Annotated in this window: 10 protein-coding genes; 1 reads left to right on the top strand and 9 read right to left on the bottom strand. The window is 62.0% G+C overall.

Going from position 1 to position 16,115, the window contains the following annotated elements; all coding sequences use genetic code 11:
• On the bottom strand, nt 1-3,449 hold a 3,449-nt coding region (locus IB277_RS35375; RefSeq protein ID WP_210339716.1), incomplete at its 3' end, for an S-layer family protein.
• A gap of 490 nt (nt 3,450-3,939) precedes the next feature.
• Between IB277_RS35375 and IB277_RS35370 the strand changes: the two genes are divergently transcribed.
• A complete protein-coding gene (locus IB277_RS35370) occupies nt 3,940-4,866 on the top strand; it encodes a transglutaminase-like cysteine peptidase (protein ID WP_246812889.1) in 927 nt (308 codons plus the stop codon).
• A gap of 60 nt (nt 4,867-4,926) precedes the next feature.
• On the opposite strand, the gene IB277_RS35365 is transcribed toward IB277_RS35370, so the two are convergent.
• The 8 genes from IB277_RS35365 to IB277_RS35330 form a co-directional block, all read right to left on the bottom strand.
• Entirely contained in the window at nt 4,927-5,535 is a 609-nt protein-coding gene (locus IB277_RS35365; protein WP_034794673.1) for a ribbon-helix-helix domain-containing protein, read from the bottom strand.
• A gap of 3 nt (nt 5,536-5,538) precedes the next feature.
• On the bottom strand, nt 5,539-6,819 hold the full coding sequence (locus IB277_RS35360; protein WP_060516593.1) for an HlyD family type I secretion periplasmic adaptor subunit: 1,281 nt from the start codon (nt 6,817-6,819) through the stop codon (nt 5,539-5,541).
• A 61-nt stretch (nt 6,820-6,880) separates the two neighbouring features.
• A complete protein-coding gene (locus IB277_RS35355; RefSeq protein ID WP_060516595.1) occupies nt 6,881-9,058 on the bottom strand; it encodes a type I secretion system permease/ATPase in 2,178 nt (725 codons plus the stop codon).
• 34 nt (nt 9,059-9,092) lie between these two features.
• Nucleotides 9,093-10,454: a TolC family outer membrane protein gene (locus IB277_RS35350; protein WP_082566420.1), complete on the bottom strand. Its 1,362-nt coding sequence runs from the start codon at nt 10,452-10,454 to the stop codon at nt 9,093-9,095.
• 448 nt (nt 10,455-10,902) lie between these two features.
• Nucleotides 10,903-11,664, bottom strand: a complete 762-nt coding sequence (locus IB277_RS35345) for a GGDEF domain-containing protein (protein ID WP_089045778.1) — start codon at nt 11,662-11,664, stop codon at nt 10,903-10,905.
• A gap of 247 nt (nt 11,665-11,911) precedes the next feature.
• Nucleotides 11,912-13,078, bottom strand: coding sequence for an ABC transporter substrate-binding protein (locus IB277_RS35340; RefSeq protein ID WP_112975332.1), 1,167 nt, complete (start codon nt 13,076-13,078; stop codon nt 11,912-11,914).
• Nucleotides 13,079-13,127: 49 nt separating this feature from the next.
• A complete protein-coding gene (locus IB277_RS35335) occupies nt 13,128-14,210 on the bottom strand; it encodes an ABC transporter ATP-binding protein (protein WP_112975331.1) in 1,083 nt (360 codons plus the stop codon).
• Nucleotides 14,210-16,006 carry an iron ABC transporter permease gene (locus tag IB277_RS35330; RefSeq protein WP_089045775.1) on the bottom strand — a complete coding sequence of 599 codons (1,797 nt, stop codon included), beginning with the start codon at nt 16,004-16,006 and terminating at the stop codon, nt 14,210-14,212. Before IB277_RS35330 ends, IB277_RS35335 begins: the two co-directional genes overlap by 1 nt.
• Nucleotides 16,007-16,115 lie beyond the last annotated feature (109 nt).

Raw genomic sequence — 16,115 nt, 5'->3', positions numbered from 1 at the left:
GTGCCGAGATAGCCGTTGCCGTTCGCCTTGAAGCTGGCGGTGTGCGTGTCGAGCGTATCGACATCGCTAAAGCCAACCGCACCGCCCTGCGTGTGTGTGACCGTGTTCTCACCCGTCGCCTTGTCGGTGATCTCCGTCACCGCACCGCTCTGCACACCCGAGGTGATCACCGGGGCGTCGTTGGTGCCGGCGATCACGATCGTGACCGTCTGCGTCGCCGTGCCGCCGTGGCCGTCATCGACGGTGACGTCGTAGGTCTGCACCAGGATCTGGCCGGCCTGCAGCGAGTCGAGCACGCTGTCGGCAACCTGGAAGTTCCAGCCAAGCTTGTCGGTTGCCTGGTTCAGAGGATCGAGCGAGAAGGTACCGAGATAGCCGTTACCGCCCGCCGTGAAGCTCGCCGTGTGCGTGTCGAGCGTATCGACGTCGCGAAAGCCGATCGTGCCGTCCTGCGTGTGCGTGACCGTGTTCTCGCCCGGAAAGCCGTCAAAGCGCTCCACCACGCCGCCGAGCTGCCAACCGGACGTGATCACCGGGGCATCGTTGGTGCCGGTGATCGTGATCGTCACGGTCTGCGTCGCCGTACCGCCCTTGCCGTCGTCGACGGTGACGTCATAGGTCTGCGTCAGCTTTTGGCCAGCCTGCAGCGAGTCGAGCACGCTGTCGGCAACCTTGAAGCTCCAGCCGACCTGATCGGTTGCCTGGTTCAGCGGGTCGAGCGCGAAGGTGCCGAGATAGCCGTTGCCGTTCGCCTTGAAGCTGGCGGTGTGCGTGTCGAGCGTATCGACATCGCTAAAGCCAACCGCACCGCCCTGCGTGTGTGTGACCGTGTTCTCACCCGTCGCCTTGTCGGCGATCTCCGTCACAGAACCGCTCTGCACGCCCGAAGTGATGACCGGTGCGTCGTTGGTGCCGGTGATCACGATCGTCACGGTCTGGATCGCCGTGCCGCCATGACCGTCATTGATGGTCACATCATAGGTCTGCGTCAGCGACTGGCCGGCCTGAAGCGAGTCGAGAACGCTGTCGGCAATCTCGAAATTCCAGCCAACCTTGTCACCGGCCTGATCGACCGTCCCGAGCGCGAACTTGCCGAGATAGCCTTCGCCGTTCGCCTTGAAGCTGGCGCTGTGGGTGTCCAGCGTGTCGACGTCGGAAAAGCCGACCGTGCCGCCCTGCGTGTGCGTAACCGTGTTCTCGCCAGCGGCATTGTCGCCAATCTCCGCGACCTTGCCGCTCTGCGGGCCTGTCGTGATGACCGGGGCATCGTTCGTGCCGGTGATTGTGATTGTGACGGTCGTCGACGACCTATCACCATCTCCGTCAGTGATCTCGTAGGTGAACGTATCCGTCACCATCTGGCCCGCGGCGAGACTTTGCACACCGGCCGTCGCGTTGTTGAGCGTGTAGGTATAGCTGCCATCGGAATTCAGCACCAACGTGCCGAACTGACCTGCCGTCGAACCGCCGACCAGACCTGTTGTGCTCCCGAATGAAACGGACGTCACCGATACGCCGTCTGCCCCTGCGATATCCTTGACACCGTCCGTGCCGTTCTCATCCGCACCTCCCGAACCGGTCAGCACGTTGCCATCTGCAAAGACGGCGCCATCTTCGGACACGCTGTCCGTGTCGGCGGCAGCGACCGGCATGTCGTCAGAGACCGCGATCGTCACCGTGCCTTCGGCCCTGTCTCCGTCGGTATCGGTTGCGATCACCTTGACCTGACCGAGGTTTGCAAAGTCATCGGAATGGCTGGCGTAGTTGCTGTTCAAAGTCGCCGTCACCGTCGCGCTATCGCCTGCGCGAACCAGGTCGAGCGTGACGACAGCCGTACCGCCGGCCCGGCCGATGATCTGGGTATCGGAAATACGGTCCCAAACCAGCACGCTGGTCAGCCCGCTGGTGTCACCGAACGCAATTGTCGCGATCGTATCCGAACCCGCGACAAAGCCAATCGTGCCGCTGCTCGTCTCGGCGCCACCGACCGGCGTCGAGCCATTGGCAAGGTTCTGGTCATCGAGCGTCAGCGCTGCGGACGCGGCAAGCGGATCAACCGACGGACCTGCGCCGTCCACCACCTTGATCGTCTGGCTGTCGCTCGTTGTATCGTTGTCGCCGTCCCTGGCCGACAGCGAGAACGTCACGTCGAGACCGCCGGCATTGTTAAGATTGCTTGCTGCCGTGAACGACCAGGTCTTGTCCGCATTGACCGTCAGCGTACCCTCGGCGAGCGTGAAGTCCACCTTCTGGCCTGCGGTCAACGTCAGCGTTTGCGTGGTGTTGCCAACCGTCACGTCCACCGTGCCGACGCCGTCAGCGCCTGCCGTCAGTGTCCAGCTGCCGTTCAGTGTCTGCCCCTCAGCAACCTGCGCCGTCTCTGGATTTGTGATGCCGATCACTGGAATGTCGTCAACGATATCGACACGCAGCGTGGCCGTGCCGGTCGCGCCGTCACCGTCGGTGACCGTCAGGGTGAAGATATCCCGGTCCTGTTCGACATTGGCGCCCGGATTGACGCCTGAGCCGATGACCGGGCTCGTCAATTCATAGGTATACTGCGCAACACCGGTCGCGGGATCGTAGGCCGTGATGGTGAGCACGCCGAACTCGCCCGCAACCGACTGCCCGACCAGGCCGCCGATGGGAAAGGTCCGGCCGTTGATCGTCAGGCTGGCGATATCGCCGGCACCATCCGGATCGGAAATGGTGAAGATGCCCTTGACCGACGCGCTGCCGTCACCGGCGCGCGAACCGCTGGCGAGGCCCGCTTCATCGACCTGCCGGTCGCTGACAAAGATGCCGCCGGGGCCGCTGCTGCCGTCGGGAATGATCGAGGGCGCATCGTTGGGATCGAGGGTCGGCGGCAGAAGCTCGGTCGTCTCAAGCGTCGGAAACTGCAGCGCGGTCGGCGCCAGCAAGTTGATGACCGGTCCGGCCTCGCCGATATCGCCATTAGCCCCTGCGAAGTCGCCGCCGCTGCTCTGGTTCGAAACGACGCTGATGCTGCCGTCCGGGCCGGCCGCGACGTTGATGCCGTTTTCTCCGAGCACCGCCACGAGGGTTTCGCGCGGGATTTCGGCGTCACCGATCAGGAAGGTCGGGACCTTCAATGCCGCGTTGTGAATGGTGATCGTGGAGCCGTCAGGCTGTTCCAAAACGATATCATTGCCAACGACCTTGATCTTTTCGATCGACGCGCCCGCAGGCAAATGCACGATATTCGAAGCATCGGCGCTGATTTCCGTCGGCATGGGCGCTGTCTGGGATGCGGTTTCGGCGCCCTTCACAGGGGCACCCGTCGCGGGGTCGATGAGTTCCGGCTCGCCTGCGGGAGCGGCCTGCGCAACCAGGCGGTCAGCCTTGCCGTCGGGCGCGTTGCGGAATTCGATTGCCTCTGCCGACAGAGCTGCGGCGTCGTTGGAAATTGCGGTGCCTTCGGTTGCCATGGAAATACCCCTCGACCTTTGCGGGCGACGAAAACATCAACCCTGCGAGAGCGCAATCGGCACTGAAGAGCCTCACCTAAAACAGCATACTATATTATGCTAATACCCAAAATTGGTGACGTTAGTACAAATTTAGTATTTCTGGTCATCGTTCGGAAACCAACCCTGCTTTCGGATCAGCGCCGCTGATGCTGCCACGGCAAAACGTGCGTCGTTCAATGACGTGGACGTCTATTTCGCCAGGTGCCAGCGCAAGCCTTTTCCGAGACAGGCGAATGTGATCGGCCACCGTCCTCATCGGCAAGGTCAGCAAGCCCACGACGTCCTTGATATAGAAGCGGCTTGAGCGGAAAGAATACACAAGTATAAAATTTGACTAAAATTTTAGATAAAACGTATCTCTTCGAAACATTCTAAATAATACATACCGCTTTACCGGCATTTTTCTTTTCGTTCGTACAGTGTCCTCAACAAACCGAGAGACACGGCGATGAATAAGACGCGTTGGAAGCACCGCAGGAAATACCTGAAGACTTCGGTCTTCGCGATCGGCCTTGCGTCGCTTTTCGCAACGACACCCACGCAGGCTGGCCAACCGGCCGTGCTCGTCCCCGGCCTGTTGCATCAGATGGTGAGCCTGGCAAGCCCGCTCGCCGCCATCGCAACGCAGACCATCGACACCTGGTCGAAGCAGGCTTCCGAAGCCCTCCGGCGCCAGAACGTGCAGCAAGTGGCGCTGGCGACCCGCCCAGATCTCCGGCCCCAGCCGTCCGCTCAGTCGGAACCATCCGCCGTTTTCCACTCGGTTGCGTTCCGGGTGTCAGCGATCCCGGTCGCCCGCAAGTGGAAGACCGTCTACCCGGCAGTGGTGGCTGCGGACTTCAACGATTGCGCACAAAAGAGCGGTTGCGCCGCCCGCGACATTCTCGGCCAGGCGATCGAAAACGCTGATGGTCTTGCCTTTCGCCAGAAGATCAGCGGCATCAACCGGACTGTGAACCGGATCGTTCGCTACCAGCCGGACGCGGAAAACTACGGGGCCAAGGATTATTGGGCGACGCCGGACGAAATTCTTGCCCGAGGCAAGGGCGACTGCGAAGACTATGCCATTTTGAAGATGGCCGCGTTGAAGGCGGCGGGACTGCCGTCGGAGGCGATGTCGATCGTGGTTCTGCGTGACGTCAGGCGCAACCTATATCACGCGGTCCTCGCGATCACGACGAGCCAGGGCCACTTCATCCTCGATAACCTCAGCGACGAGGTGAAGCTCGATACCGCCTTGCCGAGCTATCAGCCGCTGTTTTCGGTCAGCGCCGAGCGTTCCTGGATCCACGGCATCAAGAGCACCGGCGACAAGGTCGCCTCCGCCGCACCGCTTGCCGACGTCATGCCCGGAGAAGGCATCGCCGTTCGCTGACTGTGCCCGCCAGGCTCGACTTGGCTGACGGCCTTGTGGTTAGCAGCGACCACTACTCAGTCAACCGAGAATGAAGCCGATGATCACGTCCTGATCCACGAGCGGGGCGAGTGCAGCATTGAGCTTGCCGCGCGTAACCTGCCCCTGCACCCCGATGGTGAAGCCCGCCGGCTGCGGCTCGCCCGGAGCCGCTTTCAAGCGCTGGACCAGATCGACGAACTGAACGTCGAACGAAAGCCTCAAGCCACGCGCCGCCTGCGGCTGCTGGGAGCGCAATACGCGCGTCTGAACGAAGGAGAGGAAGGCCGCGTTGTAGGCGACGATGTGCTTGCTGCCCGTGAGCGCAAAAGCTGGCGACGGGCTGGCGCGTACCTGGCTGGCGACGGCCGCCAGGCTGCCGCGCTTTCTGGCCGTCTCAAGCTGATCACGAAGGTGGCGGGTCGCGACATAGCGCAGACGTGCGGTCAGATTGCCGTCGCCTTCGAGTTCCCTTTCGCAGGACGCAACGATATCGGCGAGCCGACAGCCATTCCGTGCGGCAAGCTCGCCCAGACAGTGCCAGTAGATTTCCTCGAGCTTGATGCCGCGGCGTTGACCGCCGACGGTAACGACGCGGAACCGAAGCGCACTCATGTCCTCTTCATCTGCCAGAGGCGGCGTCTCGTTCATCGGTCAGCGCTCCCGCAGCGCTTCCTCGCGGGCCTTGTTGATCGGCTTCATCAGGTAGGCAAGAATCGTCTTCTTGCCGGTCATGATGTCGACCGAGGCAATCATGCCCGGCATGATCGCGTATTCGCGCCCGTCCTTCACGAGGGCGGCCATGTCGGTTTTGACGCGCACGAGATAGTAGGTCTCACCGCTGTTCTGGTCGACGAGGCTGTCAGCGCTGACGGTCTCGACAATTCCGCCGAGCCCCCCATAGATCGAGAAATCATAGGCAGAAATCTTGATCAGCGCCGCCTGTCCGGTGCGAACGAAGGCGACATCCCGCGGAGAAAGCCGCGCCTCGACAAGCAGCGTCTCCGACGTCGGAACGACGCCGCCGATCACCGCTCCGGGCGTCACATAGGCGCCGACGGTGTTGACATCGAGCGTATTGATGATGCCATCGACCGGCGAGCGAATGTCGGTATTGGCAACGCGGCTTGTGGCGCCGCGAATGGTCTCATCGATCACCGAAAGCTGCGAAAGCGCCTCGGTTTTTTCGGCCAGCGCCTCCTGCTTCAGTTGCAGCGAGAGCTCCGTCACCTGCAGCGACGCCTCCCTGAGCGCCGCCTCGAGTTTGCCGACCGATTCCTTCCAGAGTGCGAGCTGCCCTCTGGTGTCGGTCAGTTCCTTTTCGACCCGAAGCAGTTCGGTCTGCGCGACGAGCTTGCGCTTGCCCATCGGCGCGAGCAGCTCCTGCTCGCGCTCGGTCACCTGCATGCTCTCGCTCAGCCGGGTGATGTTGGCCTCCGCTTCCGCCAATTCCTGCTGGCGCTGTCCCTCACGGGCCTGCATCACCGACAGCTTGTTGTTGAAGTTGCCGGCCTTGGCCTGAAGCAACTGCTCCTCGTTGGCGCAGATTGCCGGGGCAACCTTGGCGATATCCTCGGGGCAGATGTACTTGCTGTCGTAGGCCCCGGTCTCCTCGAGTTCCAGCCGTGCGATCTGCGCCCGCAGCGAGCGGGCCTTGGCTTCGAGCTCGCCGAGCGACGAGCCGCTTGCCGTATCATCGAGGCGCAGGATCAGGTCGCCGCGGCGCACGACCTGGCCGGGCTGCACGGCGATCTCGCGCACGATACCGGGCTCGCTCGATTGAATGATCTGCGTTTTCGAGACGGGAATGACCTTGCCTTCGCCGCGGGCGATCTCGTCGACCTCGGCGATCGCCGCCCAGGCGACGAAGGAACTGATCAAAAGGCCGATCACCAACAGTCCAGCGCGCGCGGCCAGCGGCGGTTTCTCAGTCATCTCGGCGCCCTCCGAAACGCGGGGACCGGCATTGCTTCATCGTCATTTAGATAAGGGTGGATCATAGCCCCGTCCCTTCTGCCGGCCCGGCGGGACCGGAACGTCGCTGCAACTGCTCGATAACGGCAGCCTTCGGTCCGTCGGCGACGATGCGCCCTCGGTCGAGAACCAGCAGCCGGTCGACAAGGCTCAGCATGCTATGGCGGTGCGTTGAGATCAAAAGCGTGACGTCGCCGCTGAAGACATTGGAAAGCTTGTTGATCAACTCGCGCTCGCTGGCGAGGTCCATCGCACCGGATGGCTCGTCCAGAAACACCACCTTCGGCTTGCGCAGTAGCAGCCGGGCAATGGCGACCGCCTGGCGCTGTCCACCCGAAAGCTGGGAACCGCGTTCGCCGACCGGCATGTCATAACCACGCGGATGATGCGAGACGAACTCATCGACGCCGGCCAGTCTCGCTGCCGCAACCACCTCTTCGTCGCTGGCGGTCGGGTTCGCCATCAGCAGGTTTTCCTTGATGGTCCCGGAAAAGAGGTCGGAATTCTGCGACACGAACGAGACGGCCGAACGGACGACGGAGGGGTGTAGCTGCCGAATATCGACACCATCGAGCAGGATGCGTCCGGCGCTCGGCGCGTAGAGACCGGCCAGAAGGCGGCCGATTGTCGTCTTGCCCGAACCGATGCGGCCGATGATGCCGACGCGCTCGCCCGCTTTGATCGTGACGTTCATACCGCTGACCACCTTGTGGTCCGTTTGCGGGTAAGCAAAGTCGAGATTCGTAAAGGTGATGCTGCCGTTGCGGATCTCGCGGTTGACGAAGCCGATCGTGTCCGGTCGGTCCTCCGGCTGCTCCATCACGGCATTGAGGATCCGCAGCGACAGAATGGCCTGGCGCAGTCGCGCCAGGGTCATGGCGATCTGCCCGAGCGGCGCGACGGCGCGGCCGGAAAGCATGCTGGCAGCAATGATCGCGCCGGATGAAATCTTGCCCTCGGTAAATTCATAGGCGCCGGCAACGACGATGCAGACCGTGACCAGCTGCTGCACGAACTGCGTCGCATGCGAGGCCCAGGAGGAAATCTCCTTGATCTGCTCGGACGTGTTCGAGGAATGCTTGGCGAGCTCGTTCCAGCGGCGAAGCAACTGCTTTTCCGAGTGCAGCGTCTTCACCGTCTCGATCGCGCTTATCGTTTCGACCAGCAGCGCCTGACGCTGGGCCGATTCATTCGACGCGGCGGCGACGCGGTTGCCGATCTTGTACTGCGCCACATAGCCGATCAGGAGACTGAAGATGAAGGCGACCGCCGGGATAATGGCGATCCAGCCCGCCACCGCATAGACGGCTGCGATGAAGACGAAGACGAAAAGACTATCGATGATCGTGCTGAGCGTGTTCGACGTGAAGAATTCCCGAACGAATTCGTACTGCATCGCGCGGTTGGCGTATTCGCCGGTCGAAGGCGGTCGCGACGCCATGGTCGCGTGCAGGATCTTCTCGAACAGCATGTAGGAGAGTTTCAGGTCCGCCTTGCGGCCGGCATAGTCGATCAGCGCCGCACGCACAGTCTTCAAAAGGAAGTCGAAGAGAATGGCGGTGCTGATCCCGAGCGCCAGCACCCAGAGGGTCGCGATAGCCTTGTTCGGCAGGATGCGATCATAAACGTTCATCGTGAAGAGCGGGGCTGCAAGCGCCAGCACGTTGATGAAGAAGGCGGCGATCGCGACCTGCACATAGGCCTGCCAGAACGGCTTGACCGTGGCGGTCAGCCAGTGGCGGCGGTCGATGTTGCGCGCCTCGCCGACGCCGCGGCCAGTCGCGGTGTTGAGGTAGGTGGCCGAGAAAGACAAGGCGTAGGCGAGCCCGCCGACGTCAAGGTCGGACAGTGTGATCGGCATCTCGCTGGGCGCCGCCAGTCTGTTGGATAGGCTTAGCGTGCCGTCGGGCGCCTCTTCCAGAAGCGCCATGGCACTGCCATCGCGAAAGACCAGCAGCAGAGGGTAGACGAAATCACGATTGCCGATCGCGCGCGCGGAAACGAGCTCCGTTTCCAGGCCGACCCGCTCGGCAATACGGGAGACGTCCTCGGCGCTCGGCAACCGAGGGTCGAAGGGCACGTCCGAATAGAGCACACTATCTGACGAGGGGCGGTTCAAGAAGATGCAAATCTCCTTGAACGCCTCGGAAAAGCCGGTCAGAGACGGGCCAATCTGCACATGCCTGTCAATGCCTTGCATTACCACCGGTTGTGTCCACCCTGACGAGGACTATTCATTTCTGCCGGATCGGCGCCAACAGGTCGAGCGGCAAGTCGTTCGTCTGGCGCGACGGCACACGACGATAGGTTTCCGTGGCCGGCGCATCCGGGACATTGAACTCATTGCGCGCATAGGCTTCCGCCTGCGCCGGCGCCTTGATCTTCATGGTCGGCAGCAGCTGGCCTGTTGCTGCCAGCAGCCGGTACTCGGCAAAAAGCGCGGCATACTGCGCGGTCTTTGCCAGAACGCTGACGTTGAAACGCGAATTCTGCGCGCCGAGCACGTCGAGCAGCGAACGCTGGCCGACCTTGAGCTGCTCGCGATAGGATTCGACGAGTTGCACGTTCATCTGCGCCTGCTGGTTCAGCGTGCGGGCGATGTCGTACTGGCTGCCGCGGCGCTCCCAGGAGATGCGCACGGCTTCCTCGACCTCGCGGTGCGCCTGATGGAAGACCAGGCGCTGTTCGCTTGCGCGGCGCATCTGCTCCTGCTCGTTGGCGACATCGATGCCGCCACGATAGAGATTCCACTTCGCGACGATCCGGCCCTGTGCGTCCCAGGTGTTGCCGGTCGAGCCGTCGATATCGTTGCCTGAGCGCACGCGGCCCTCGGCGAAGACTTCGGGCAGCATGTTCGAGCGTGCCGCCTTGACCTGCGAGTCCGCGACATTGATGTCGGAGTCGGCAGCCTTGATCCGCGGATTGTTGGTGCGCGCAATGCCGATCGCCGTCTCCAGTGTCTTCGGCAGCGCGCCGGCGACCGACTTCGGCATGGATGGATTGGTGAGGGGCTGTCCGACCAGGCGGTTGAAGCTGATCTTGACCGTATCGAAGGCCTCTTCCGCTTCCTGCAGGCGGGCCTTGGCCGCCAGCAGCCGTTCGCTTGCCTGCTGACGGTCTGCCTCGGTGAGAGCGCCGCCCGAAATCAACGAACTGATATCCGACAAGATCGACTGGTGCACGCCGACGTTCTTGCGCGCTTCCGCAACGATCTGCTGCTGGAGAATATATTCGAAATACTCGCGAACGATCTGCAAGCCGATCGTCTCGGAACGCTCCAGCACCCGGAAGGAGGCGCTATCGACGCGCGCTGCTTGACGCTCGAGTTCGGCGCGACGGCCACCACCATCAAAGAGCTTCTGCGTGATGGTCAGCCCGACGTCGGAAGGATAGAGCGGATCGTTCTCGATCGAGGCAAGGCGACGGCTGCTGTCTTCGAGGTGGCGCACACCAGTCGATGCTTCGACGTCGACGCTCGGCAGATAGAGACCGCGCGCCTGCCGCAGTTCGAATTCGATTGCCTCACGGTTTTCGATCGACTGACCGATTTCCGGATTCGATTCCATCGCAATCTGAAGCGCTTCCCTCAGCGTCATCGCTTCCGCAGCACCACCCGCAAACACCGTCGACGCGAGCAGAATAGAAAGCAGCCCGCCTCCAATAAATTTCCCCACTTTCAACTCTATCCCCCTCGCAATCAGTACGACATGCTGGTTAATCCAAACGTACGTCGCAACTGCCTTATTTATCGACAGATAATACAGAGGTAATATAAAGCAGGGACCAATTTTGGGGTGGTCCCTGATAGGCCCAAGCTTTCGCACGGCTATGTTGCAAAAATGGAACAACGGTGTTGCGCCGAAAGATTCCAGTAACCTATTGAATTGAAATAAGCTCCACGACAGTACTGCAGATGACAGGCAACCCTTTGCAACAGTGGGGCCCAGCGCAACACAACCCTAAAGCGACAAACGAACTGGCCCTCAGCCGCCGCGAGCGATCGTTGCATACGACTCCGGCACAAGCAACGTTACCGCCAGTCATTCACGCCGAAGGCAGGCGGACGAAATCGACAGGCCGGGTGCCCTCGCTGGCAACCATGACCGTCTCGGAGGCAGCTGCCCGGCGCAAGCGTTCCAGATCGACACTGCCATCGAACAAAGCTCCGCCGACGCTGAGTTCGAGGTCGACCTTGCTGCCATCGGCAGAGAAATGGGCGGACGACAGCGCCGTCGTCAGGCGGTTTGAGACATGTTCCGCATCCGTCTCCGTTGCGCCGACGAGCAGGACGTCGAAACTGGCTGGGCCCGTCCGGGCGACGATATCGTCGCGACGCACGGACGTGCTGATCGTCGAAGCGACGAATTGCAGCAGCTCCTCGCTCCAGGCCGGGCCGAAAGCAGCGCCGACGTCATCGAGATTGTTGATACGCAGATGAATGAGCGCGCCATGCAGCTCCTCGCCGGCGCTTTGGCGGCGGCGTTCGAGGCCATTGACCTGCTGTACGAGCCCGCGACCGGTCACGCAGCCCGTCGTGGCATCATGGGCGACAACATGATTGATCTGGTTGCGCAGGCGCTGCGCCCGGCGAAACTGCGTCGCTGCCACGACGATCAGTGGCACGCCCATCAGCAGGGAGATTAGCGCGGCACCGACCATGGCAGCCGCATAAGGCTGGTCGACCAGGGCGACCAGGCTGAGATAGACCAGGAGCTGGGCGAGCACGGCGAATCCAACAATGCCGCCGATGGCATATCGCGCGATCCGCCAATCTTTCTGCCCGTTGAACTGCACGTCTCTTTGCATGCCTCGCTCCCGATTCACGAATGACGATCGGTCTAGCGCGAGTTTATGGATTTTCCATTTCGATGGTACCTACAACTTTATGCAGTGCGCCGGTTCTCCGCAAAAAATGCACCAAAACGGGAAACGTTCTCCGGCGTCTGCCCGGGTGATGCGCGCTCTGGTCATCCGACGCGAGGGGTTTCTCCCTTCATGCAATACTTCGCCGGGGACGGAAAATAATCCCCGGCGAGGTTCGACGTTGGTTTGCTTATCGCGAATTGACGATCCAGAAGTCCTGCCAATCCTGCAGCTTGGCAAAGTCGGCCTCCGACGTCTCGGAATGCGGGACGTGCAGTTCATGCACGACGTCGATGACGCCCGAGGCCTCTTCCTTCGGAATTTTCGCTTCCTGGTTGGAGGAGATCTTGCCGTCGGCGAGCTGCGGCGCCATGCCCTCTTCCGTCATCATGAAGTGAACGAAGAGCTTGGCTGCGTTCGGATGCTTCGAGCCCGAAGCGATCACCGCCACGCGCGGGGTCAGCTGGCCGACCCAAGGCTTCAGGCCGGCGCAGATGCCCATGCCGTAGCCGTTCTTCTTCGCGTCACGGAAGATGGCGGAGCTGAGGAAGCCCATGAAGGGTTTTTCCTGCCCGGCCGCACCAATGATCGGGCCGACATCCGTATCGCTGCGGGTCACGCTCGGCTTGTTCCTGGCAAGGCGCTTGACCCATTCGGCCGTTGCGCTTGCCTCTTTCGTTTCGAGCGGCTTGCCGAAGAAGGCCTCATAGGCCTTGCGCATCGCGTCGTCATCGTGGGTTTCGATCTGGTTGAACCAGAACATCGTCTCGTTGCGCAGCAGCGGATCGGGAATGGCGACACGGCCCTTCCAGTCTTCCGTCGTCAGCGCCCAGACGTTGTCGATCGGGCATTTGTCGCCATGGACGTCGGTGTTGTACGCCCAAACCCACGGGTTGAGGCTGGTGATCGCGGGCGTCTGGTATTGGGCCGGCACAACCTCCTTGAGGTCCGGCGGCATCCAGCTTACACCTGCGCCCTGCGCAATGATTTCCGTGGTGACCGACGGAAGGTTGCTCATGTTGAAGACGTCGGAGCGAACGCTGCCTGCGACGGCTTCGCGCAGGATGACCTGCTGCTGATCCTGGCCGCTCAGCTTCACGCCCGTCGCCTGAATGCCGTACTTCGCCGTGAAGTTTTCGGCCATGGAAACGATCTTGCCGGTCGCATCAACGACGGTGATCGGCCCTTCCTTTTTTGCCGCCTCGATCAGCGCTTCCAGGGTGTAGTCGGCATCGGAAATGCCGAGCTCGGCTGCGTCCTGCGCCGCCGCCGGTGCGGCCAGCGCCACCAGCGACACACCGGCCAGAATGGCGCGGCGAACGGACCTTGGCAGTCTTCCTTTTTGTATTGACAGCATTTTATCCTCCTTACGGTCAATTGCTCTGTCGGTATGGGATTGCTTCGTTTCAGGCGGCGATACGCCGACCCGCGTTATCGAAAATGTGAAGGTGCTGGGGCTCGACATGGAAGAACACGGTGTCGCCCCGGGCCGCCTCGGGCAGCTCGCCCGCGATTGCAAAGAACTGTTCGCCGTCGACCGAGAGCTCGACGATCCAGCTTCCGCCGGTCGGCACCACTTCGACGACCTTGCCCTCCTTTGCGCCTTCCACCTTGGTGCGCGCCAGGCGAACCGATTCCGGGCGGATGCCGACGGAGGCCGCCGGCTGCGGCAATGTCCTTGAGGCCAGGTGGGCCTGCATCCAGGCGACCAGCGCGCCGGATCGCTCGCTGCTGAGTTCGATGATGTTGATCGGCAGGTTGCCGACGAATTCGGCGACGAAGCGGTTGGCCGGGCGCTCGTAGATGTCGTCAGGCGTGCCGAGCTGCTGCAGTTCGCCCTCGCTCATGACGGCGATGGTGGTTGCAAGCGTCATCGCCTCCCACTGGTCATGGGTCACGAAGACGATGGTGGACCCGAGCTCCTGATGGATCCGCTTGAGTTCCGCCCGCATTTCCAGGCGCAGCTTGGCGTCGAGATTGGACAGCGGTTCGTCGAGCAGGATGATGTCGGGCTTGAGCGCCAGCATGCGGGCGAGCGCCACGCGCTGCTGCTGGCCGCCGGAAAGCTGCGATGGCAGGCGTGTGCGGTAACGGTCGATAGCGAGTTTTTCCAGGACCTCGCCGATGATCGCGTCGCGTTCAGCCTTGGCGACCTTGCGCAGCTTCAGCCCGAACTCGATGTTCTGTTCGACCGTCATGTGCGGCCACAGCGCATAGTTTTGGAAGACCAGGCCCAGGCCGCGTTTTTCCGCCGGCACGTAGATGCCTTCGTCGACCGACACGATTGTGCGGTCACCCAAGTGAATCTGGCCTGCGGTCGGGTGCTCGAGGCCGGCGATCATGCGTAGCGTTGTCGTCTTGCCGCAGCCGGACGGGCCGAGAAGGCAGAGGAAATCTGATTTCGGTATCTCGATGCTCAGCCGCTCGACAGCTGCCTGTGCCGTGTTGCCGTAGCTTTTTCTGACATCGCGGATGCTGATGTTTGACATTACTTGCCTCCCAAACCGTCGGACAATTTGCTTTTTGTGAGTTTCTGGACGATCAGCGTGCCGCCGAAGGCAATGATGCAGATCATCAGCACCACGGCGTTGGCCGCCTGGCCGTAGCCGTAGTCGACCAGCCGCAGCGCATAGGTCGTCAGCACGTCGGTCCCGGGGACGGCGAGCACCACGACGAGGCTCAGTCCCTTGATGCCGGAAATGAAGGGCAGCAGGATTCCTGTGACGAGCGCGCCCTTCTGGATCGGCACGACGACCGATGCCAGCCGCCGGAACCAGCCGGCACCGGCAATCCGGGCCGCTTCTTCCGGGTCGCGCCCGAGCTGCATCATGGCCGAGATGCCGGCACGCGAGGCGAAGGGCATCTGGTCGGCAAGGATCGCCAGCACCAGAATGATCGGCGTACCGTAAAGTGCAGGCACAGGCCCTCTTTGAACCGCGAACATCGAAAGATAGGCGGCGGCAAAGGCTATTCCCGGCACGAGATAGGGCAGGAACGTCACTTGCCGCAGGAAGGCGGCGATCATCGTCGAGGATGTGCGGGTAACGGCATAACCGACGAGCAGGCCGAGGAAGCCGGCGCCAGCGGCGGCCGAACCGACGATCCAGAGCGTGTTCCAAGTTGCCTGCCAGAATTCGGGCGTCAGGAGAATGCCCTGTTTGAGCGCCGTGGTGCCGAGATCGGAGCCCAGCCAGTAGGCGAGCGTGAAGTTGTCGAGCGCAAAAACGCCGGGTACCTTCATCACCGTGGTCATGGCGAGCGCCAGCAACGGAACGACGGCGCTGATCAGGAAGACCAGCGTGGCGAGCCCCGCTGCGGGCAGCCGGTACCCGCGAAGCGACGTCGTGCGGTTCATCGAACCCTTCGAGCCGATGACCACGAAACGGCGTGCTTCCTTCAACAGGTACATGTCGAGCGTAATCGAGATGGTGCCGAGCACGACGATGGTGAGCGCAAGGATCGCCCCCATTCCGGTCTGACTGGTGGAGATGGCGCGAAACAGCGAGGTCGCCAACACGTCGTAGCCGACGGGAACACCAAGGATATAGGCGACGCCGAAATCACCGAGACATTTGGCGAAGATCAGCGTGCAGGCCGAAACCAGCGACGGCAGCATCAGAGGCAGAATGATCTTGCGGGCGATGACGCCGTTGCCGGCGCCGATGACGCGGGCGGAATCCTCAAGCGTCGAATCGAACTGCCGCAACGCATTGCCGAACAGCAGGATGACGAAGGGCGTATAGTGCAACGCCAGGATAAGGGTGATCGGCAAGGCTCCATAGGCGAGCCAGTCCGGCGGGGCAAAGCCGAGCGCTTCCATCCAGCTCGGCTGTCCGCCGGTGGTCCTGTTCTTGAAGAGCGTCTGCCACGCAAGAGCAAATGTCCAGGACGGCAGCATGTAGGGGATGATCAGAACGGTGGCGAACCACTTCTTTCCGGGCATGTCCGTGCGGCTGATCAGCCAGGCCATCGGGATCCCGACCACCAGCGCAACCACTATCGCGCCGAAGGCAATAGTTGCGGTATGGAGCAGTGGCCGCCAGAACACGTCGGTGGCGATCACCGACAGGAAGACGCGGTTGAAATAGTAAAGCGTCAGCTCGCCCATCGATTGGCCGGAGCGGGCCTGGTCGGCGAACTGCACGAAGAACGCGTCCTTAAGCAGAAGCAGGATGGGCGCGGCAATCAGATAGGCGAACAGCACGACCAGACCGACGCCCACCATCGTGGTGGGGTCCTGGTTGTGGACCCTGTAATTGTAAATGGCTTTGCCAAAGTTTCGCATAGCAATCCCGTGGGTTGGAAGCCGCACAGCAGTCTCGGGCGGGTTCGCCCGGCCTGCGGTGACGTTTGTGGTAGGCGCGCGACAGGGCCTGCGCACACGGCGCATCGGC

It is taken from the genome of Ensifer sp. ENS07 (assembly GCF_014852185.1).
Lineage (GTDB): Bacteria > Pseudomonadota > Alphaproteobacteria > Rhizobiales > Rhizobiaceae > Ensifer > Ensifer adhaerens.
The sequence above is the reverse complement of the archived record's forward strand: the minus strand, read 5'-3'. Positions and strand labels throughout refer to the sequence as shown.

What these genes read in the sequence shown, in the direction of transcription:
- IB277_RS35370 (WP_246812889.1), top strand. Translation starts at nt 3,940, where the DNA reads ATGAATAAGACGCGTTGGAAGCACCGCAGGAAATACCTGAAGACTTCG.
- IB277_RS35365 (WP_034794673.1), bottom strand. Translation starts at nt 5,535, where the DNA reads ATGAACGAGACGCCGCCTCTGGCAGATGAAGAGGACATGAGTGCGCTT.
- IB277_RS35360 (WP_060516593.1), bottom strand. Translation starts at nt 6,819, where the DNA reads ATGACTGAGAAACCGCCGCTGGCCGCGCGCGCTGGACTGTTGGTGATC.
- IB277_RS35355 (WP_060516595.1), bottom strand. Translation starts at nt 9,058, where the DNA reads ATGCAAGGCATTGACAGGCATGTGCAGATTGGCCCGTCTCTGACCGGC.
- IB277_RS35350 (WP_082566420.1), bottom strand. Translation starts at nt 10,454, where the DNA reads ATGACGCTGAGGGAAGCGCTTCAGATTGCGATGGAATCGAATCCGGAA.
- IB277_RS35345 (WP_089045778.1), bottom strand. Translation starts at nt 11,664, where the DNA reads ATGCAAAGAGACGTGCAGTTCAACGGGCAGAAAGATTGGCGGATCGCG.
- IB277_RS35340 (WP_112975332.1), bottom strand. Translation starts at nt 13,078, where the DNA reads ATGCTGTCAATACAAAAAGGAAGACTGCCAAGGTCCGTTCGCCGCGCC.
- IB277_RS35335 (WP_112975331.1), bottom strand. Translation starts at nt 14,210, where the DNA reads ATGTCAAACATCAGCATCCGCGATGTCAGAAAAAGCTACGGCAACACG.
- IB277_RS35330 (WP_089045775.1), bottom strand. Translation starts at nt 16,006, where the DNA reads ATGCGAAACTTTGGCAAAGCCATTTACAATTACAGGGTCCACAACCAG.